The following is an 18,187-nucleotide window of genomic DNA, read 5'->3' on the forward strand; positions in this document are numbered from 1 at the left end:
GGTTTTTACCTGCTTCCGAACTAGTTCAACAATAAGTATATAATGATGAAGCAAAATAGTAGGAACGAAATGAGTACGGAACTACCGGGATTCATCGACCGGTTCAGACAACCGGAATACGTGGGAGAGAATCGTTGTACTCCCTGCACGATTGTAAACGTGACAATTGCCGTAGTCGTCAGCACAGTGCTGACGTTTGCGGCGATACCAGTCGGTATCACCTTCTTTGCGTTCAGTATGGCGGCCATCTACCTCCGAGGGTATCTCGTCCCCGGAACGCCGACACTGACGAAAACGTACTTCCCCGATTGGTTGCTCCGAATGTTCGACAAAAGCGAGATGGGAACGCCAACGCAGGCACCAAAAGAGTCCGACCGTGAACCGGAAGAGGTGCTCACGGAAGCAAACGTCATCGAACCCTGTGCGGAAATCGACGATCTCTGTCTCGATGACGAGTTCCAGACGGCGTGGCAGGAGAACATGGAACGCGTCCTCGAAGAAGGTGCGGAAAAGAGCGACCTGAGTCGTATTCTCGATGCGGACGAAGAGGAACTGGAGTTTGAGGAGCACGAGAGCGCTTTCCTCGCTCGAATCGACGGCCGAAGACTCGGACAGTGGGAATCCCACGCCGCACTGGTCGCCGACCTCGCCGCAGCGCGCGAACTGTCCGACCGCTACGGCGACTGGGACGAACTCACCGTGGACAATCAGAGTCGAATCCTGAGCGGCCTCCGAATCTTTCTCGAAACGTGCCCGGAATGTGGCGAGATGATTACCGCAGAACAGGAAACCGTCGAGTCCTGCTGTCGCTCGATGGAAGTCGTAGCGGCGACCTGTGGAGGCTGTGACGCCCGCATTCTGGAAGTCGAGCAGAACTAATTTAACACGGGTACACCGTTATTTCCGCTGTTTTTACGAAACAATCCATTGCTTCCGGGTGTATTCTACTGTTTTCAACATGATGTTACATTTGTTCAGTTTATGTAGTGTGAGTTATAACAGAGATATATCGAATAGCCGTAGAGAGCAAAGAGGTATCATACAAGAGAGTAGTCCCCAGACACCACTGTTTCCGCTGTTTTTCGGGTCGATAGTAGCGGAAGGATTCGCAACAGTCCGTGTTGGAGACAGCCGGAAAGGGCATTTCTAACATTCGTGAGAGTTCACAAAAGCATCCGGCGTCACGAACCAGAAGTTCGTCGGCATCAGAACGGTTCGCTCCTCGGCTCGGTTCCAGACGTACCAAATAAAGCCATAATATGAGTAGATCGCCGGGAGCACGGCCGCTACCAAAAAGGTAGAACGGTGGTTGTTCTTCCATCGGCGTAGTTCAGCGACATGGTTGCCCACCGTCAAACAGTTCGTCAGGTCAGACCTCCTTACCCCACGATTTCCGCTGTTCTTCGAATAGCGTCGTTTCGTCTCAACACCATGATTTCCGTTGTCGAACGTATAAAGGGAAGAAAACGAAGAAGGAGGAGAGACGGAAGCTACCCCATGATTTCCGCTGTTCAGTCGGGTGAGATCACGTTTAGGTGGTCAACGAAGGAGTGAACTAGCTTGATAAAGGGGCGGTTTCAGTGATTCAAAGCTTCTCGGAGGAGCAGATTTCTATGGTCGCGTTAGTATACAATCTATATATACCGGATTTTTATTACAAATGCTAAATATATTATATGATCTCGTACTTTTAGGAGCATCAATTTCTGTAGCCAGACAAGAGTCGACCTAATAGAATATCGGATACGGGTCAAATACAGGGTTGTAGCAGTTCACGAAGCATGTAGTGAGAGACGTGTGTTAACAATCGACAATAACACCCACCCCATGATTTCCGCTGTTTTTGGGATGAAGGTGGGTGGGGGTGAGAGCGGGGGTGGGTATGGGGAGTTGTCGAACACGGAGCAAAACTACCGGAACGTGTAATGAACTCCGATAAGATCCATTTATTCCCCCGGTTGTCCGTTCCTCGATGAACTAATGGCCAGTTATCACTGTAATGAGTTTCATACTTTTTGTTTATATTATTGAACAGGAGAAATATAAATCTCGGAAAACTATAGTCGAACCTCTAGAATACATATCTATTGAAGCAAGTCTAGCTATCTTTGTGTTTACCCAGTACGGGTATTGTTCTATATCTCTTTGTATAAAACTGTCGCTCTAGTAAGCGACTTTTCACCACCCCACCCACCTCCACCCAACTAGACACAGGAAATAGTGGGGTGGGTGTGTCTTTATAAATAAAACAGTATCTTCACGACAACCACGTTCTTGAAACCCTCCGTTTTCCACCGCAAAAGCGTCTCTTCTTCTGCTATTCGACAAAAACATCTATTCGACACCCCCACTGTTTCCGTTGTTCTACGTATTCCGTCGTTGGTGGGGCAGAGGACGCGGAACTAGCGTGGAAGGAGAATAGAAGAGGGAGAATAGAAGAGGAGGAATCAAAGAGAGGAAAATAATGTGGAAAAAACGGACGGCGTGGTGGAAACGGAGAAGTGGAGAGCATGAAAGCGGAGAACATGAACAGCGTGAACCGGATTGATGAAACCGCGAATCGTTGCGTCGTGAATTGGTTAAAAAATCACAAACGTCCAGTAGCAGTCGAACGGTCTGTGGCAGCCGAACGAGAAGTACGAAAACATCGGAAACAACACTCTCCGATAAAACCAGTGGGTATTTATACATCGACAAACAGAAGAAACAGCGGACGCCCCACTTTTATATGCTCTTCCGTGAAACAATGCTGCAATGTCATCGTTTAGTTTCGACCGGGACAACTCTCTCTACAAAAACCGGGACGCATTACTAGAAGAGTACACGCCCAACAATCTTGTCGGGCGGGACGACGAACTCGAAGAGTACCACGCCGCTCTCCAACCGATTATCAACGGGGAAGCACCGTCGAACATCTTTCTCTACGGAAAAAGTGGGGTCGGGAAAACTGCCGCAACGCGATTCCTCTTGAACCAACTCCAAGAGGACGCCGCCAGATACGACGACATTTCGCTTTCTGTCATCGAAATCAACTGCGACGGACTCAATTCGAGCTACCAGGTTGCAGTTCGACTGGTGAACACGCTTCGTGACCCCGCCGACCAAATCAGCAACACGGGTTATCCGCAGGCACAGGTGTACAGCTTTCTCTGGGACGAACTCGACAAACTCGGTGGAACCATCATCATCGTGTTAGACGAGGTTGACCACATCAACGACAACTCTATTCTCTATCAGATTCCACGCGCCCGGAGTAACGGCTACCTCGAACACGCCAAAATCGGCCTCATCGGCATCAGCAACGACCTCTCGTTCCGCGACTCTCTTTCGGCAAAAGTTCGCTCTTCGCTTTGTGAGAAGGAAGTTTCGTTTCCGCCGTACAACGCCAGTGAACTCCAGAAGGTCCTTCACCAGCGCGACCAAGTCGCATTCCACGAAAACGCCCTCGCGGACGACGTGATTCCACTCTGTGCGGCTTACGGGGCGCAAGATGCTGGTGACGCTCGACAGGCACTCGATTTGCTTCTCGAAGCGGGCGACTTAGCGCGAAAGGACGCGGCAGAACAGGTCGTGGATACGCACGTTCAGGAGGCACGGCGGAAACTCGAACGCGACCGAATCATGGAGGGTGTCGCCGACCTCACTCAGCACGCGCGACTCATTCTGTACGCACTCACGTCCATCGAAGCCGAGGGGAACACGCCTGCTCGGTCGCGGGATATTCGTCCGCGCTACGAACAACTGTGTAGTCACATCGGAACCGAGGCGTTGACGAGTAGACGAATGCGCGACCACCTTGCAGACCTCGCAATGCTCGGCGTCATCTCTTCGACCGAGAAAAACGAAGGAATGTCCGGTGGTAAATACCGTGAACACGCGCTGAAACAAGACCTACAACTCGTGGTCAGTGCACTGGAGGAAACCATCGAACTCGCCGGAGTGCACGAGAGCATTCGACCGTACTATCAGTCGCTTCTCGATGACCGAGAAACCTGAAAATCTGATTTCACCGGCGTACACGACTTCTTCGAACCGCATTCGCTCTACCCCACACTGAACCCATTCTACCCCACTATTTCCGCTGTTTCCGCGATAACTATCACTCGAATTAACCCCACTATTTCCGCTGTTCCTCTCTCCCCATACTTTCCTCACATCCTGCTCTGTTTTACAGAGATTCCACTTCACGGTAATATCCCATTTCACAGAGATTCCACTTTGGGCGACGTCATATCTCTTCAAAACAAATTCATTTCACAGAGATTCCGACACGTTCTCGACTGGAACGTCTGGGCCGTTCACCGAGCGTCACCAACTCGGTAATTCGCTTTCCGTTTCGAATTAACGCCACTTCGACCCCTTCTCCGGGTCGTGTTTCGGTAATGAGATACCGCATCAGTTCTTCGTGCGAGCGAATCGACCGTCCATCGACACCGACGATAACGTCTCCACCGACGGGGATTTCACGCCCGCGCAGTTCGCGACCCGCTTCGCAGCCGATGAACGCGCCGCTTGCAGGGCCGAGACGCACGTCTACGATGAGGACGCCGTTGGGTTCCGCAAGTCCGTTTGCTTCGGCGACGAGCGGTGAAACGTCGATGGTCGATATTTTGAGGTACGGGTGCCGATAGCGACCGTCCTCGACGAGGTCGGGAACGACTCGCGCGACGATGGCCGCGGAGATGGCGAAACCGATGCCGTCGCCCTGCCGTGCTCGGTTGACCCCGACGACTTCGCCGTCGAGCGTCACCAGCGGGCCGCCGCTGTTGCCGGGGTTGATCGCGGCGTCGGTCTGTACCGTGTCGGGGATGGCGAACCCGTTTCCGGTCGGAAGCGAGCGGTTCGTCCCGCTGACAATACCTGCCGTGATGGTTCCATCCAACCCCATCGGATTGCCGAGTGCGGCGACCCGCTGGCCCGGTTTTGGCTCGTCGGTTGCAATCGAAAGTGGGTGTGCGTAGTTCGGCAACTCCGTGACCTGCACGACCGCGAGGTCGGTGTCGGTATCCCGCCCGACGACGGTTCCGGTGCGCCAATCGCCGTCGCTGAATCGGAGTTCTACCTCATTCGCCCCTCCGACGACGTGCTGGTTGGTGACGACGTGCCCGTCGTAATCGTACACGAATCCCGACCCTGCACCAGTTTGTATCCCCTCTGCCACGTTCTGCGGCGTGACGTAGACCGAGACGACTGACGGAATCGTTTCCTCGTACAACTGTTCGTATGTGTTCTGTTCGTTCATACTCCGTTTCGGCGGGTGAAACAAGTTCTATCCGCCGGGTTCACCTAGCGTTAGGGTCGATCGCGGTTAAGTGTGTCATTCGTTCCATTCAACACGAACTTCCGAGTAACAAGGCTCGTACTGATTCGCTCCTCGCCGAGAGTACGAACCACCACTATCGGTTGGGATTTATCAAGTGCTGGAGGAGTTCGAAATCATCTTCCCCCCACTCCTCTGGATTTTCGAGCACTTCCGCTAGCACCGATTTTCCATCCTCGATTTCGCCCTCGATACCCGTTTCCGCCGGTTCTTCCCACATTTCGCCAACGCGGGTCACATCCTCGGCCTCGAAATACCACACGAGATAATCGTCGTCGCTTCCTTGCTCAATGAAGACTGATTCGGTGTACACCCCTTCTGTTTCCAATATATCGCTCATGTCCGAATCAACGCGGTTCATTAACTCTGCAATTAATTCCTTACAGCGCTCCGTCTTTCCCGATTTGATTTTTTGTTTCAGGAGGAATACGTCGGTCATACGCGGACAGATAACCACAAAATATGTATATTTTGTGTCTTGATCCTCGCCTATCTATTTTCACTCCAGTCGCTCCACGTAAACCGGCACATGCTTGTACGTCGGAATCTTCGACTCCGGGTCGAGTTCGTCGCCGGTCAGTCGGTTGACTAGCCACTCGGTGAAGTGGAACGTGAGGAAGACAACGCCGGGACGAATCGACGATGTAACCGCCGCAGTTGCCTCGATTTGCCCATTTTCGTTCTCTACGACGATGTGATTCCCGTCTTCGATACCCCTCTCACCGGCATCATCCGGATGGATTTGTAGCGAATCTGTGCTTTTGAGATGCGTCAGCACGTCGCTCCGACGGGTGACGACGCTGCTGTTGAAATGCTCGATAACTCGTCCAGTCGTCAAAACGAGCGACTCGTCCCCATCGCCTTCAGCAGCTGGTTCGACATATTCGACTTGCACGAGCGGTGCGCGTCGTTTTCCGTTCGAAAATCGCTCGCGATGGAGGACACCGACACCTCTACTGTCTTCGTCTGCACCCTCCGAAAACGGCCAGCGTTGACTTCCCTTGCCGATTCCCGCATAGCTCATTCCTGCGTACTGCGGTGTCAGTCGCGTTAACTCCGCAAAAACCGCCTCCGGACCGTCGTATTCGAACGGTTCGTCGGTCAGATTCGCTAGTCGTCTACCCAATTCACAAAGGATGTCGAGGTCGGTGCGTGCGTTCCCCGGAGGGTCGGTGGTTGGACGCATTCGTTGAACCTGCCGGTCGGTGTTCGTCACGGTTCCGGCCTTCTCGGCCCACGAACTGGCCGGGAGAACCACGTCCGCGTGTGCAGTCGTTTCGTTCGGAAAAATCTCTTGCACGACGAGGCAGTCGAACGAATCGAGTTCCCGCGAGATGCGGTTCTCGTTCGGCTCGGTCGCACCGATATTTTCGCCGAAGACGAACGCGCCGCGAATCCCGTCGCCGAACCCGTGGGTCATCTCGACTTCCGTCAGTCCCGGTTTGGCCGGCGGTTCGACTCTTGGATTTCCGTCGTCATCCCGCCGTCTCCGCCGTCGTCGCTGCCTGTACAACCGACGAGTGCGATTGCGCCGAGCGTCGCAGTCGTTCCGAGGAATGCCCGCCGCGAGCGTCGGGTTCCCGTCCGTGCCGAATCGTCGGTAGCGCCATCGTTCTGTTTCATTGTCCCACCTGCATCGAGCGTATCGTCTTAAAAAACGATTTTCCGAACTATGACAAGAATCTCCCGTGGATGTTTCCGAACTCCGTCCCGACTCTCACCCCAATTCGACGGGCTGCAAATCGGATAAGTATGATCAATATCGCGGAATGTAATTTATCGCTGTTCGTCTTCCCCAAACCGGCGACGCATCTCAGATACTCGCTACGAGAAGGAACGTTTCGGGACGCTCCGATTCGTATTCGATTTCGAACCCAGCAGTTTCCAACAGGTCGCGCGCCGCTTCGAGGTCGTACCGTTCATCAACTGGTGGGCCGCTTTCGCCCCGCCCCTCGGCAGTCCAGTCCGCGACGACGAACCGACCGCCCGGTTTGAGAGCACGCGCAACCTCCGAAAGTTGCTCGTCGCCCGCGAACTCGTGAAAGGTCATGGTGGAAAACACGGCATCGAGTTCGCCGTCCGAAAACGGCACATCGGCGACGTCCGCCGTGACGAGCGAGACGTTTTCGGGGACTCCCTTCGCGCGGTAGTGCTCGTGCATTGCGTCCTGCACATCGATGGCGAACAGTTTCCCGGCGAATGGGGCAACATCGTCCGTGTAAAACCCGGTTCCGCTCCCGAGGTCTGCGACGGTCTCCTCGCCGGAGAGGTTGAGACTACTAACCAACTCCTCGCGGGAGACGTACCGGTATCGCTCCGCGTCTTCGAGCTTTTCGGCTTTTTCGGGGTCGAATGTATGAAAGCCCATCTGGTATTCGACTCAACGAAGCGGAGGACAAAGAGTGTTTCAGGCGACTCGTTTAACGAGTTTCGTAAGCGTCGATTGTCCCTGACTGCTTTGTCATTCATCTGCACCGAGTTAGAAATCGGATGAGCGCTACCTCTTTGCACGACATTTACAATATTAATTCACAAAACCGTCTTCGATTGACCTTCTCCACAATTTTCTATAGGTTTTATATTTATACTTCTATCTATATCTCTGGATTGCTATTTGTTTATATATCTAGCAAACTATCTGGAAACCTATACAGAAATATAACCTGATAACCAAAAGATAGCTACGACCTATCGACGCCCATACCCCCACTCTTCCATCACTCTTTGAACGTCATTCATGTTCTCCAACCCGGCACGCATCAGAGCTTCTCGAACGTCCAGCGCCATCACTTTGTCACCATCAAATCGCTGACTCAACTCCCGTTCGAGGTCGCTGATCTCTCCTGCGGTTGTGTCCTGAACGTACACAGGCATCGCCTCGCGGTCTGCTTTCACGGTTCGTCGCGCAAAAATGAATGGCAGCGTGTCAGTTTCCGCACTGCTGTCGGTTTCGGCGTTTCCACCTGCATTCGAGGACTCCGATTTCGAATCTCCTGTACTCGATTCGGTTCCCGTCTTGGATTCCGTTTCGCCGGAATACTCTCCATAATCGTCGCCGTAGTCGTCGTCGGTCGCGCCGTAACGGTCGTCTTTGGTCATGCTTCTACCTCCACGTCCACGGTTCCCTGTTCGACGATTCGTGCCAACTGTTCGAAGTTCGCAAGCAGGTCTTTTTCGTACTCTCGCAGGTCACGGGTTTCGTCGCTTTCCGCGAACTCGAACAGATTCATCTGTCCTTTCCACGCTTCTTTCAACACGTCCCGTTTTCGAACACCAAAGGGGGTCACCGGCTTTCCGCTTGCTTCCAATTCGTCCCGCGTGTCGCGGTAGATGTTGGAGTCACCGACTTCGTTCGGAACGACGGCGAGAATGCCGAGTTTGAAACTATCGTCGAATTTCTGAAATCCACGTTCCATGCTGTCGAGGGTGTCTTCTAGCCCTTCGATGGAGATGCTCCCTTTCCGCGTAAGCTCGATTGGAATGAGAACGTTCCGCGCCGCGACCAGCGCATTGTCCACGAGGACGTTCAACGTCGCAGGTGGGTCGATGATGAAGTAGTCGTATTCGCCCGCGACGGTTTTCAGCGCGGAACGAAGTTGGAACTCCCGAAGCGAAGTGTTTCGGGCGGCCATTTCGCTTTCGATGTTTGCCAATCCCTCGTGCGACGGAACGAGGTCGAAATCCGCGGTTTCGACGATGAGCGAACGAATGTCCTTTTCATCGTCCAGCAGAACGTGACCGAGATGGTCGCGGTCGCCCGTCTTCAATTCCTGATAGCCGGCGTGGTCGGTCAAACTTCCCAGTTGGGGGTCTAAATCAACCACGAGAACTCGTTCGCCTCGCCGTCCCAGCGCGGCGGCCACGTTGGTCGCCATGGTCGTCTTACCGACCCCGCCGGATTCGCTCCACAGTGTGATGGCTCGTTTCATACAGTCGGTCGTTATACGCTTACCACTCATAAATTCTCGTCAGACACCTGAGTCAAACTATACAAATAGCTATCTGGATAGCTACCTTTCTGGAAATCTTCTCAGCTATCTTTCTAGATAACCGCTGTAGGGAGCCCGAATTTCCTCTTATTTGTGATCTGAGTTGGAGAGCCTGTTTTTAGAAATGTGTCTATCTTTCTGGATAGCTATTCAGAAATCTCTATATGCATCCTCATCGCTATGGTTGATTTCGACTTCCTGCGATAGTCATCTGTCCATATATCTATCCAACTATCTTGCTAGACATCTCTCGGGAACTCCTTACAGTTCGACTTCCTCGCCGATACCGTTCTCGCTCGCACGTTCGTACACGTGCTCGCTCGCGGCGGCGTCCAACACCGCGGTTCCGACGCTCTCGACCACGATGATTTCCGATTCGGATTTGCGTCCTTTGTCTTCGAACACGTCGGAAAACAACACGAGGTCGTCTTCCGTACAGCCGGTCGCTCGCAGGTCGCCGATTTCTATCACCTCTTCCGGTACGTCGGCGAAGAGTCGGTCGGCGCGGTCTATCGTCGTTCGGTCGAGTTCGCGGGTTTCGGCGGTGTACGCACCGACGGCGACGACGAGCGTTCCGTCTGCGAGAACTTCCCCAGAGAATACCGGTTCGGTGGCGGTTGTCGCGGTGACGACGACGTTCGATTCCGAGACGGCGTCGTCGGCCGATTCGACCGTTTCCACTCGATCGCCGAGTTCGGATTCGAGTGTTTCGGCACAGTCGTATTTGGAATCACTCGGGGAGTACACCCGGATTATTTCGAGATCTGTCACGGCGGCGATACAGCGCGCTTGCCACCGTGCTTGTGTTCCTGCACCGATAAGCGCGAGTTCGACGCGGTCAGCCGCGAGTTCCTTCGCGGCGAGGCCGCCGATACAACCCGTTCTCGCGTTCGTGATTTTCGTCCCAGCGAGGAAGGCTGAGGGTGTGCCCGTTTCGGCATCCGTGAGCGCGATTTGTGCGTTGACGGTCGGCAGTCCCCGCTCGGCGTTTTTCTCGTGCACGCCGACCAGTTTCGTGGCGTAGTGGGCCGCCCCGTGGATGTACGCGGGCATGACGAGGCCGGTTCCGAGCGGACCATCTGCGAGCCCGGCACCGACGGGAAAATGTGGGCGCTCCGGTCGTTCGACTTCGCCCCGGCCTTGTTTGATGAACGCGTCCCGAACGATTGGAAGGAGGGATTCCACGTCGAGGACTGACCCCACGTCACTGTCGGAAAGGATTCGAACCATACCCCGGGTTTGTTCCGAGCCGTCTTATTTTACCGCGGTGGAACGAATATTACCGATGATTCCGGCATGCGGTTCGAAGATAGGGAAACGGTTTCCGAGCGAAACGTTGCGTGAGGTCACAGTCCGGCGGTTTTGCGTGTGACTTGCTGGCGAACGTACAATTATATGCCTCGCCCGAGATGTGCGACCGATGACTGAAACATTTGAAACGAGCGATTTCTACGATTTGACGCTCGTTGCCGACCTCGCGCTGTCGCCCTCCGGCGACCGACTCGCCTTCGTGGCGAGTGAGTTCGACCGCGACGAAGACGACCGACGAACCTCCTTATTCGTCGTCTCGACGGACGGAAGCGATTCCCCGTATCGACTCTCCCGTGCGTCCGATGCAGGGTCACCAAAATGGTCGCCCGACGGGTCGAAACTGGCGTTTTTGGCGGCGCGCGACGAGGACGCCGCGCTTTCCGTTCAGAACGATACCGGTAATTCGGACGAGGAGGAAGGAGATGAGGCGGGGGACGAGAACGCCGCTGATGACGACGACCCGAAATCGCAGGTGTGGGTGTTCGACCTCGCGCGTGGCGGCGACGCCCGACAGGTGACCACCCGCGACGAGGGCGTCCGCGAGTTCGATTGGGGACCGAAGAGCGAGCGAATCGTCATCTCCGCGCGCGACCCGACCGAGGAACAAGCCGAGTATCTCGCGGAACGCCGGGATGGCGGGCCGGTCGAAATCTCCCGGCTTCAGCACCGATTCGACGGAAAAGGCTTCTTGGACGACGTAACGACCTATCTGTTCATCGTGGACGTAGCGACCCGCGAAGAGCGCCGACTTGACGACGCCTACGGCGGTGGCGCACACGAACCGGGTTCGGGATTGCAACCCGCGTGGGGTCAGGAACGAATTGCCTTCCTCTCGAACCGAACTGAGCGTCCGGACGACTCCAGTGCGGTGGATGTCTACACCATCGACCCCGCCGGAGCAAATCTCCGACAGATCACCGACACCGACCTCCTCGCAAGCGCACCGCGATGGAGTCCAGACGACTCTCAACTCGCCTTCGTCGCAAGCGACGCAATCAACTGGCACATCCCGACGCAGGTGTTCGTCGCGGATGTCGAAACCCATGAGTATCGGTCGATTACCGAGTCGCTCGACCGAACCGTAGCGCGTGCGAATCGCGTCCGCTGGTTGGATTCTGACACCTTGTTGGCTCCAATCGGCGACGAGGGGAGCAACCGACTCGTCCGCTGTTTCGCCGACGGAAGCGACCCCGAATTCACCCTCGAATCGCAGAGAGACTACCAGACGGTTCAAACCTTCGACCACGTGGGCGGAACGGTCGCCCTGCTCTCTACCGAACCCGACACGGTCGGTGACCTGTACGCGATGGACGCGGACGACCTCGAATCCGGCGAACCCGAACGGTTGACGACTCTCAACGAGTCGTTCGAGGGCTCTCACGCCATGCCCGGTTGTCGGCGCGTCGTCTACGAAAACGAATCCGGCGACTCCATCGAGGGAATCGTCTACTTCCCCGCCGATTTCGACCCGGAAGAATCCGACCCGCACCCTCTTATCGTCTCCATCCACGGCGGGCCGATTTCCTACGATGCACCCGAGTTCAAATTCGATTACGCGTACTGGACCGACAAGGGATACGTCGTCCTCCGTCCCAACTACCGCGGAAGCAGTTCCTACGGCCGGGAGTTCAGCGAAGTCCTCCGCGGCGAGTGGGGGTCGTGTGAAGTCGATGACGTGACGTCCGGCGTCGAACACCTCGTCGAACGGGGGTGGGTCGATGACGACCGCACCTTTGTCACTGGATTCTCTTACGGCGGTATCACGACGGGCTATCTCGTCACGAGCACGAACCGATTCGCGGGTGCCGCGGCGGAACACGGCATCTACGATTTACGCTCGTGTTACGGCACCGATGACGCCCACAAATGGTGGGACAACGATTTCGGCCTGCCGTGGGAGAACCCGGAAACCTACGATTCCGCATCCAGCATCACCGACGTCGGCAACGTCGAGACACCCTTGCTGGTCACGGCAGGTGGCGACGACTGGCGCTGCCCGCCATCCCAGTCCGAACAGCTTTACATCAGCGTGAAAAAGCAAGGCGTTCCCGCGAAACTCGTCGTGTATCCCGACGAACACCACAACATCGGCGACCCAGACCGTGCGATTCACCGCCTCGAACAGTTGACCGAGTGGTTCGAAACCCACGACCCCGGGCGAGTGTAAGGTTCAAAACAGCCGTTTTTGTGGCTGAAAAGTTACCGTTCGTCACCCGTAATGGATCATTAGTTTGTGAACGGTCGCTCGCTTTATTCGCTCGCTCAATCTACTTCGACACGGAGGAAAAACCATGAGTGAAACCGAAACGAGGGAGCGAACGACACGCACCACGGACACCGACACGTCGAATCTGAAGTGGCTGAGCGGGTTCGTCTCGCTCGTCGGAGCGTGGATATTCATCTCGTCGTTCATCTATCCGGCGATGTCGATAACGAGTTACTGGAACAACATCATCATCGGGGCCGCGATTTTCCTCGTCGCCGGATACAACTACTATCGCATGACCAAAGGACTCACGGCCAGCATCGGTAGTTCGTCGTTCGTCGCGCTGTTGGGGCTGTGGATGATTCTGGTTCCGTTCGTCATGACTGTGGGTGCGGCGTTCTGGAGCGACATCATCTCGGGAGCCATCGTCGCCGTCATCGCAGGGTACAACGCCTACGCAGGTCGAGAAGCGAGGGCTGGCGCGCCTGCTGGAACTGCCTGAGGAGTGACCGCAAGCAAAAAATCGGTGGGCAAACCGCCCGCCTACGTTCGCTCTAACTTATCGAGTCGATACGTAGCGAGATGATAGCGCGTGACGAGCACCGCGAACGCGACCATGACGACCGCGAACAGCGCGTGAAACGAAACCGTCGTTCCGTGGGCGAAGCCGTTCCACAACTGGGCGAATCCGATTGCCACTGGCCCGAAGCTGAACAAGCCGGTCTGAACGGGTAATTCGCGACACAGTTCGCGGAAGGAAACGGTTGCTTTGTCGGTCATCAATCGGTTCTTGACGCCATTCACGGGCGCGTCATCAATACCGTTTCGAAACGTTCCGACTACTCGTCGGCGTCGTGAGTTTCCGACGCGTAGATATGAATCTCGCCGTCCCCGTGAACGACGACCTCACACCCTTTCGCGGTAAAGACGACCTTTCCGTCTTCCCGATTTCCTCCGCTGTGTTTCTGGCTGAACAGTGCGTCGAGTGCGTCTGGGTCCACGCTGTCGTAGAGCCACGTTCGTCGGTCGTCGTCCGCTCCAACGATCTCTTCGATACCGCGAATCACTCTCGTACTCACTCTGTCGGTATCGCTGGTAATTCGGTAGGCGATACGTTCGTCGGTATCCAATTTTTTCGCCCTCTCTGTCAGTGTCTCTCCTTTCATTGTCTCGCCACGACTCAGTTAATAGCAAGTCAGACTGGTTTCAAGGATAAAAGAATCTCGATTGACGATGAAACAATTTGCCGCTTCTCCTCTTTTCTCGTATCGAAATCCCGCACGGTTCGGATTTCCAATTCCGGATTTCCACATTCGACCTACTCACGTCGTCGCCAGAGCAGGATGGACAGAGCAACCGCAACGATTGCGACAATACCGGTGAATCCGGGAAGACTCGTTCCGATTTGCTCGCCCCCCGATTGTGCGGTCGATGCGGAATCGTTCGCTTCGGCGGTTTCACTCGCTTTCGAACCGTCGGCGTCGTCACCGTCCGTCGTTCCACTCGATTCTGATACCTGTCCGTCGGAACCGAGACGGAGCACCCAGCCATCCATTCCCTTGGCCCCGAATCCGCCCGTCTGTCCCGCCAAGAGATAGCCGCCACCGTGTGCGTTCACCGCGGGAAACGGCTTGTCCCACTGCGCGCTTCCGTAGGCGCTCTCCCACTGGACAGTGCCATCACTGCCGGTTTTCACCACGTATCCGTCCGCGCTCCCGATTCCGCCGGTCAACGTCCCGCCGGTGAAGAGATAGCTGCCGTCGTCCGTTTGCATCGCTGAATCGAGCCAATCCACGTCGTTTCCGCCGTATCGGTTTTCCCACACGAGTTCACCGTTCGCGTCGTATTTCAGCACCCACCCGTCCCGCGAATCACCGCTTTCGGATTCACCGGAGAGAACGATTCCTTCGTCGCCACCCGTCGCGGCCCAAATCGCTTCCCTGTCCGAACCGCCTGCCGTCTTTTGCCAGCGTCGTTCGCCGTCGTTTCCGACCCGCATCGCCCACGCATCTTGACTACCGCCTTCGACTTCGCCCGCGACGAAATAGCCGTTCGACGCCGGAACGATTCCCTTGAACTGGCCCGATGAATAGTCGCTCGGCGCGGCGTAGGTTTCCTCCCACGCCCTCTCGCCCGAGCCATCGAGTTTCAACAGCCATCCTTTCGTTCCCCCGTCACTCGTCCATCCTGCGAGCACGTAGCCGTTTCCGTCCCGTTCGAGTCCGTAAAACGCGCCCGTTCCGGGCGTTCGCTCGTTCTGCGTTTCGCCGTTCGTGCCCAGTTCGACGACCCACCCCGTCGCAGTTCCGCCGCTGTCGGTTCGTCCGGCGACCATCGCACTGCCGTCGTCGTTCGTCACGACGGAGTAGAAGCGGTCGGTTCCCGGCCCGGAGAGCGTTCGTTCCCATTCCTGTTCGCCCTCGCCGTCGATTTTCACGACCCAGCCGTCGATGCCGGTTCCGGAGTTTTCGATTTCTCCAACGAGGATGTACCCGCCGTCCTCGGTTCGCGCAGCGTCGTTGAAGATGTCGTCGCCAGAACCACCATAGGTTTGATTCCAGCGTTCGGTCGGTTCCGGTTCCGCTTGCAGTTCTATCGCGCCGCCCGGGAGCGCTATTGCCCCCGCCGAGATGACGACGGAAAGAACGAACACGAGTGTCGCGGTACGTGCCATGCGCGAGTGGTCGTGATGTCCACCATTTGTTATGACCGCCATACGCCGAAAGCAGGCGCTTTCTGTCCTTCTATAGCGGTTCTCTGCTCGCTAGTAGCTGTCGTCTATCTGCCAACAGGTACCTGCTGGCCATCGACAGCAACCGCCTGAAACGCCGGAATGGGAACCCATTCGTCCGTGGGGTTCGTGGCCGAGTGTATGGTTCGTACCGCAGTTCTCTTCGCTCTGCTCGGAATGCTCGCGTGGGGCGTGTGGGCCGTGTTCGCCGACTACGCCACGCAGACCCTCGAACCGGAGGTTGCGATGGCGATTTCCTACGCTATCGGCGTCGGCGTCGCAATCCTCTACATTGCCGTCCAATCCGGCCCGGTGACGCTCACCGACTCGGGAGTCGCGTTCGCAATCGCTGGCGGCCTGTTCTCCGGCATTGGGTCGATAAGCTACTACGCCGCGCTTCAGTACGGAAGCACGGCGATTGCGACGACCATCACGGCACTGTATTTCATCGTCGCCGCGGTTCTCGGGGCCGTCTTCCTCGGCGAATCGGTGAGTATGCGTGATATGGCGGGTATCGGCCTCGCAATCGGCGCGGTCGCGCTACTGGCGACGTGAATCGGCAATTATAAACTGTATTCTGCGATACTATTCTGGCGCGTCGGATACCGGCTCGTAGTGGTTGGTGTCATTTTCACGAACTACTTCCGTCACACCCGTTTCGTGGTCGTAGCGGAACTCGTTGATCGAGGAGTGCGCTTGTGACTGCTCCATGATAGCTGGAGCAATGTCGAGACCTTTCACGTGTCCGAGAAGCAGACGGATGGGGTCGCCGTGAGAGACGATGAGGACTGTTTCCGTCGGTTTACACTCGACCAAGAATTTCTTCCACCGCTCGACCACACGGTCGCGAACAGCGGCGAGAGTTTCGCCACTGTCCTATTTTTCGTGCGCCGCTTTCGGGCCGACCACCCAGAGTCCGTACTCGGGAAACCGCTCGAACATCTCGTCTTGGAGGAGGCCTTGGAAAACCCCGATGTCGTGTTCGCGCCACGCGGATTCGAACGTAACTGGTGCGTCTACGTGTTCGACAAGCAGTTCCGTCACCTCCTTCGTCCGATGACGGTCGGAAGAAAGGATGCGGTCGATAGCGTATTCCTCTCCGAGTGCTTCCCCGACTTGGTTGGCCTGTTCTCGTCCGAGTTCACTGAGTAGGGTGGGTGCCCACCCTGCATTTGCTCCTCGCGGTTCCACGTGGTTTCGCCGTGGCGAACTGCGACGATAGTCGTCATTTGTAGTCGTCCATTGAACGATATTATGAGAATTTTACATCTCTCGTTGGGGCGAAACGGTTGACATGGGAGAAGCGAAAACCCGTACCTTTTTATTTTAGGTCTGCCTAAATCATTTCGATGCCTGCACGAACCGAGTCTCAGTCTGATGGAAGGGAGATTTCCGATGCTCCCTCCCGTCCGAAAATTGCCGCCTGTCGTAGTTGTCCCGAGAAGGTCGTATTCCTCGAATCGGGCAACACCGACGGCTGGATTTCGAGCGACCTCACCGTCGATTTGATTCGATAGCTCTTCCCGGCAGCTCCGGAGTTTTCCACCGCCGAGCGCCGCCCGACGAGTTTTCCTTGCGGCGTGGCGTACACTGTTTTCGATGTCGAACGACACCCAAACCGACGACGACCGAGCGACGATTCGAACTGGGCGCGACTTCGAACAGGAGTACCGATTGAGCGCGAGCGAAGTGGGCACGTTCCTCGTCAAACTCGGCGAGCAACTCCGCGACGACGACGAACTAACCATCCTTACCGACGAGTGGGAACTTCCCTTCGCGTTCGGTGACCCCGTCGGACTGGAAATCGACTTCAGCGGCGTCGGCGAACCGGAACTCGAAATAGAAGTAGAGATACCCGGACGCCCCGGCGACGAGGCACCGGACGTTCGGTAGCACCGTTCTTTGCGCTTATTTAAGCGCGGATTCGAGGACGAGCGTGTCGTCTTCGAGGTAGTGGGCCAAAACGTGGGCGTGTTCTTCGAGGTCTTCTAAGTGTTCGCGGAGCATCTCCGACGTCGCGTAGTCGCCAAGGCCTTCAGCGAGTTCGATGTGTTCGCGGTAGCTCTCGATGATGTCGCCGTACATTCCGAGGTCGTGTTCGAACGACGTTCGAATGTCGTACACGTCCTCGTCCTCCGGTTCCACCGTCGCGGCCTCGGAGAGCGCGGTCATGCTCGCGTGGGGAACTCCGCCCAGCGTTTGCGCTCGTTCTGCGAGTTCGTCGGCGGCCTCCTCCACGTCCTCGTAGGCCTCCTGCAAGAACAGGTGGATGTCGAGGTGTTCGGCACCCTCGACGTTCCAGTGGTGCTTGTGGAGCTGGTGGTACAGCACGTAGGCATCCGCGAGGTCTGTGTTGAGCGCATCGACTATCTGTTCTGCTTTCTCCTGGTCGAGACGCACGGGGTTTTCTTCGACGGTTCCGGCCTCTTGTCGAACGGTTTTCTGGGTACTCATTGCATCTCTAGAGTAGTGCTTCACCACCTTATAAGTTCCCAAAACGGAAATAATTTTTCAGTCCACCTAAAAATCAATAGTATTTCTTCGAATTTCAGTTTGGCTCTGCATAGTTCAAATCGCTGTTCTAACCTCGGCGGTTCCCCCGCTCCCAATAGCATCAATCACCTAACTAA

19 protein-coding genes and 1 pseudogene are annotated in these 18,187 nt (G+C 55.9%); 7 read left to right on the forward strand and 13 right to left on the reverse strand.

Translation table 11 applies throughout. The features are described from left to right. Positions 1–159: 159 nt before the first annotated feature. Positions 160–879: a hypothetical protein gene (locus tag HL45_RS15590; RefSeq protein WP_233274808.1), complete on the forward strand. Its 720-nt coding sequence runs from the start codon at positions 160–162 to the stop codon at positions 877–879. Positions 880–2,754: 1,875 nt separating this feature from the next. Beyond that, positions 2,755–3,996, forward strand: coding sequence for an orc1/cdc6 family replication initiation protein (locus HL45_RS15595; RefSeq protein WP_049972124.1), 1,242 nt, complete (start codon positions 2,755–2,757; stop codon positions 3,994–3,996). A 253-nt stretch (positions 3,997–4,249) separates the two neighbouring features. On the opposite strand, the gene HL45_RS15600 is transcribed toward HL45_RS15595, so the two are convergent. From HL45_RS15600 to HL45_RS15630, 8 genes are all read right to left on the reverse strand, one after another. Next, complete coding sequence (locus HL45_RS15600; RefSeq protein WP_084157033.1) at positions 4,250–5,242, reverse strand: S1C family serine protease; 993 nt, start codon at positions 5,240–5,242, stop codon at positions 4,250–4,252. 154 nt (positions 5,243–5,396) lie between these two features. After that, a complete protein-coding gene (locus tag HL45_RS15605; protein WP_049972126.1) occupies positions 5,397–5,759 on the reverse strand; it encodes a DUF6176 family protein in 363 nt (120 codons plus the stop codon). Between the two features lie 60 nt (positions 5,760–5,819). Next, positions 5,820–6,740: a molybdopterin oxidoreductase family protein gene (locus tag HL45_RS15610; protein WP_084157035.1), complete on the reverse strand. Its 921-nt coding sequence runs from the start codon at positions 6,738–6,740 to the stop codon at positions 5,820–5,822. 11 nt (positions 6,741–6,751) lie between these two features. Continuing rightward, positions 6,752–6,943 carry a hypothetical protein gene (locus tag HL45_RS20040; protein ID WP_084157037.1) on the reverse strand — a complete coding sequence of 64 codons (192 nt, stop codon included), beginning with the start codon at positions 6,941–6,943 and terminating at the stop codon, positions 6,752–6,754. 190 nt (positions 6,944–7,133) lie between these two features. Continuing rightward, positions 7,134–7,688, reverse strand: coding sequence for a class I SAM-dependent methyltransferase (locus tag HL45_RS15615; RefSeq protein ID WP_049972127.1), 555 nt, complete (start codon positions 7,686–7,688; stop codon positions 7,134–7,136). Between the two features lie 320 nt (positions 7,689–8,008). Continuing rightward, positions 8,009–8,419 carry a hypothetical protein gene (locus tag HL45_RS15620; RefSeq protein WP_049972128.1) on the reverse strand — a complete coding sequence of 137 codons (411 nt, stop codon included), beginning with the start codon at positions 8,417–8,419 and terminating at the stop codon, positions 8,009–8,011. Continuing rightward, positions 8,416–9,249 carry a ParA family protein gene (locus HL45_RS15625; RefSeq protein ID WP_049972129.1) on the reverse strand — a complete coding sequence of 278 codons (834 nt, stop codon included), beginning with the start codon at positions 9,247–9,249 and terminating at the stop codon, positions 8,416–8,418. Before HL45_RS15625 ends, HL45_RS15620 begins: the two co-directional genes overlap by 4 nt. Before the next feature lie 321 nt (positions 9,250–9,570). Next, positions 9,571–10,539 (reverse strand): ornithine cyclodeaminase family protein, encoded by a 969-nt coding sequence (locus tag HL45_RS15630; RefSeq protein WP_049972130.1) that lies wholly within the window; start codon positions 10,537–10,539, stop codon positions 9,571–9,573. Positions 10,540–10,729: 190 nt separating this feature from the next. On the opposite strand from HL45_RS15630, the gene HL45_RS15635 reads away from it, so the two are divergent. After that, positions 10,730–12,787, forward strand: a complete 2,058-nt coding sequence (locus HL45_RS15635; RefSeq protein ID WP_049972131.1) for a S9 family peptidase — start codon at positions 10,730–10,732, stop codon at positions 12,785–12,787. A gap of 124 nt (positions 12,788–12,911) precedes the next feature. Then, positions 12,912–13,328, forward strand: coding sequence for an SPW repeat domain-containing protein (locus HL45_RS15640; RefSeq protein ID WP_049972132.1), 417 nt, complete (start codon positions 12,912–12,914; stop codon positions 13,326–13,328). Positions 13,329–13,369: 41 nt separating this feature from the next. Here HL45_RS15640 and HL45_RS15645 read toward each other — a convergent pair whose 3' ends face one another. The 3 genes from HL45_RS15645 to HL45_RS15655 form a co-directional block, all read right to left on the reverse strand. Beyond that, complete coding sequence (locus HL45_RS15645; RefSeq protein WP_233274809.1) at positions 13,370–13,606, reverse strand: hypothetical protein; 237 nt, start codon at positions 13,604–13,606, stop codon at positions 13,370–13,372. A gap of 59 nt (positions 13,607–13,665) precedes the next feature. Continuing rightward, on the reverse strand, positions 13,666–13,992 hold the full coding sequence (locus tag HL45_RS15650; protein ID WP_049972134.1) for a HalOD1 output domain-containing protein: 327 nt from the start codon (positions 13,990–13,992) through the stop codon (positions 13,666–13,668). A 152-nt stretch (positions 13,993–14,144) separates the two neighbouring features. Continuing rightward, complete coding sequence (locus HL45_RS15655; protein ID WP_049972135.1) at positions 14,145–15,500, reverse strand: PGF-CTERM sorting domain-containing protein; 1,356 nt, start codon at positions 15,498–15,500, stop codon at positions 14,145–14,147. Between the two features lie 198 nt (positions 15,501–15,698). Here HL45_RS15655 and HL45_RS15660 point away from each other — a divergent pair, with 198 nt between their 5' ends. Beyond that, positions 15,699–16,112 (forward strand): EamA family transporter, encoded by a 414-nt coding sequence (locus tag HL45_RS15660; protein WP_049972182.1) that lies wholly within the window; start codon positions 15,699–15,701, stop codon positions 16,110–16,112. A 30-nt stretch (positions 16,113–16,142) separates the two neighbouring features. On the opposite strand, the pseudogene HL45_RS21665 reads toward HL45_RS15660, so the two are convergent. After that, a pseudogene (locus HL45_RS21665) lies at positions 16,143–16,748 on the reverse strand (histidine phosphatase family protein). Between the two features lie 158 nt (positions 16,749–16,906). On the opposite strand from HL45_RS21665, the gene HL45_RS21300 reads away from it, so the two are divergent. Further along, positions 16,907–17,074 (forward strand): hypothetical protein, encoded by a 168-nt coding sequence (locus HL45_RS21300; RefSeq protein ID WP_162833889.1) that lies wholly within the window; start codon positions 16,907–16,909, stop codon positions 17,072–17,074. 82 nt (positions 17,075–17,156) lie between these two features. Next, positions 17,157–17,450, forward strand: coding sequence for an amphi-Trp domain-containing protein (locus HL45_RS15675; protein ID WP_049972138.1), 294 nt, complete (start codon positions 17,157–17,159; stop codon positions 17,448–17,450). Positions 17,451–17,465: 15 nt separating this feature from the next. On the opposite strand, the gene dpsA is transcribed toward HL45_RS15675, so the two are convergent. After that, positions 17,466–18,011, reverse strand: coding sequence for a DNA starvation/stationary phase protection protein DpsA (dpsA, locus tag HL45_RS15680; RefSeq protein ID WP_049972139.1), 546 nt, complete (start codon positions 18,009–18,011; stop codon positions 17,466–17,468). Between the last annotated feature and the right edge of the window lie 176 nt (positions 18,012–18,187).

The organism is Haladaptatus cibarius D43, assembly GCF_000710615.1.
Classification (GTDB): Archaea; Halobacteriota; Halobacteria; order Halobacteriales; family Haladaptataceae; genus Haladaptatus; species Haladaptatus cibarius.

Bases quoted from the DNA above. Each gene is read 5' to 3' on its own strand.
- HL45_RS15635 (WP_049972131.1), top strand. From the start codon at position 10,730: ATGACTGAAACATTTGAAACGAGCGATTTCTACGATTTGACGCTCGTT.
- HL45_RS21300 (WP_162833889.1), top strand. From the start codon at position 16,907: ATGCCTGCACGAACCGAGTCTCAGTCTGATGGAAGGGAGATTTCCGAT.
- HL45_RS15595 (WP_049972124.1), top strand. From the start codon at position 2,755: ATGTCATCGTTTAGTTTCGACCGGGACAACTCTCTCTACAAAAACCGG.
- HL45_RS15675 (WP_049972138.1), top strand. From the start codon at position 17,157: ATGTCGAACGACACCCAAACCGACGACGACCGAGCGACGATTCGAACT.
- HL45_RS15650 (WP_049972134.1), bottom strand. From the start codon at position 13,992: ATGAAAGGAGAGACACTGACAGAGAGGGCGAAAAAATTGGATACCGAC.
- HL45_RS15615 (WP_049972127.1), bottom strand. From the start codon at position 7,688: ATGGGCTTTCATACATTCGACCCCGAAAAAGCCGAAAAGCTCGAAGAC.
- HL45_RS15605 (WP_049972126.1), bottom strand. From the start codon at position 5,759: ATGACCGACGTATTCCTCCTGAAACAAAAAATCAAATCGGGAAAGACG.
- HL45_RS15625 (WP_049972129.1), bottom strand. From the start codon at position 9,249: ATGAAACGAGCCATCACACTGTGGAGCGAATCCGGCGGGGTCGGTAAG.
- HL45_RS15630 (WP_049972130.1), bottom strand. From the start codon at position 10,539: ATGGTTCGAATCCTTTCCGACAGTGACGTGGGGTCAGTCCTCGACGTG.
- HL45_RS15640 (WP_049972132.1), top strand. From the start codon at position 12,912: ATGAGTGAAACCGAAACGAGGGAGCGAACGACACGCACCACGGACACC.
- HL45_RS15610 (WP_084157035.1), bottom strand. From the start codon at position 6,740: ATGACCCACGGGTTCGGCGACGGGATTCGCGGCGCGTTCGTCTTCGGC.
- dpsA (WP_049972139.1), bottom strand. From the start codon at position 18,011: ATGAGTACCCAGAAAACCGTTCGACAAGAGGCCGGAACCGTCGAAGAA.
- HL45_RS15655 (WP_049972135.1), bottom strand. From the start codon at position 15,500: ATGGCACGTACCGCGACACTCGTGTTCGTTCTTTCCGTCGTCATCTCG.
- HL45_RS15645 (WP_233274809.1), bottom strand. From the start codon at position 13,606: ATGACCGACAAAGCAACCGTTTCCTTCCGCGAACTGTGTCGCGAATTA.
- HL45_RS15600 (WP_084157033.1), bottom strand. From the start codon at position 5,242: ATGAACGAACAGAACACATACGAACAGTTGTACGAGGAAACGATTCCG.
- HL45_RS15660 (WP_049972182.1), top strand. From the start codon at position 15,699: ATGGTTCGTACCGCAGTTCTCTTCGCTCTGCTCGGAATGCTCGCGTGG.
- HL45_RS20040 (WP_084157037.1), bottom strand. From the start codon at position 6,943: ATGAAACAGAACGATGGCGCTACCGACGATTCGGCACGGACGGGAACC.
- HL45_RS15620 (WP_049972128.1), bottom strand. From the start codon at position 8,419: ATGACCAAAGACGACCGTTACGGCGCGACCGACGACGACTACGGCGAC.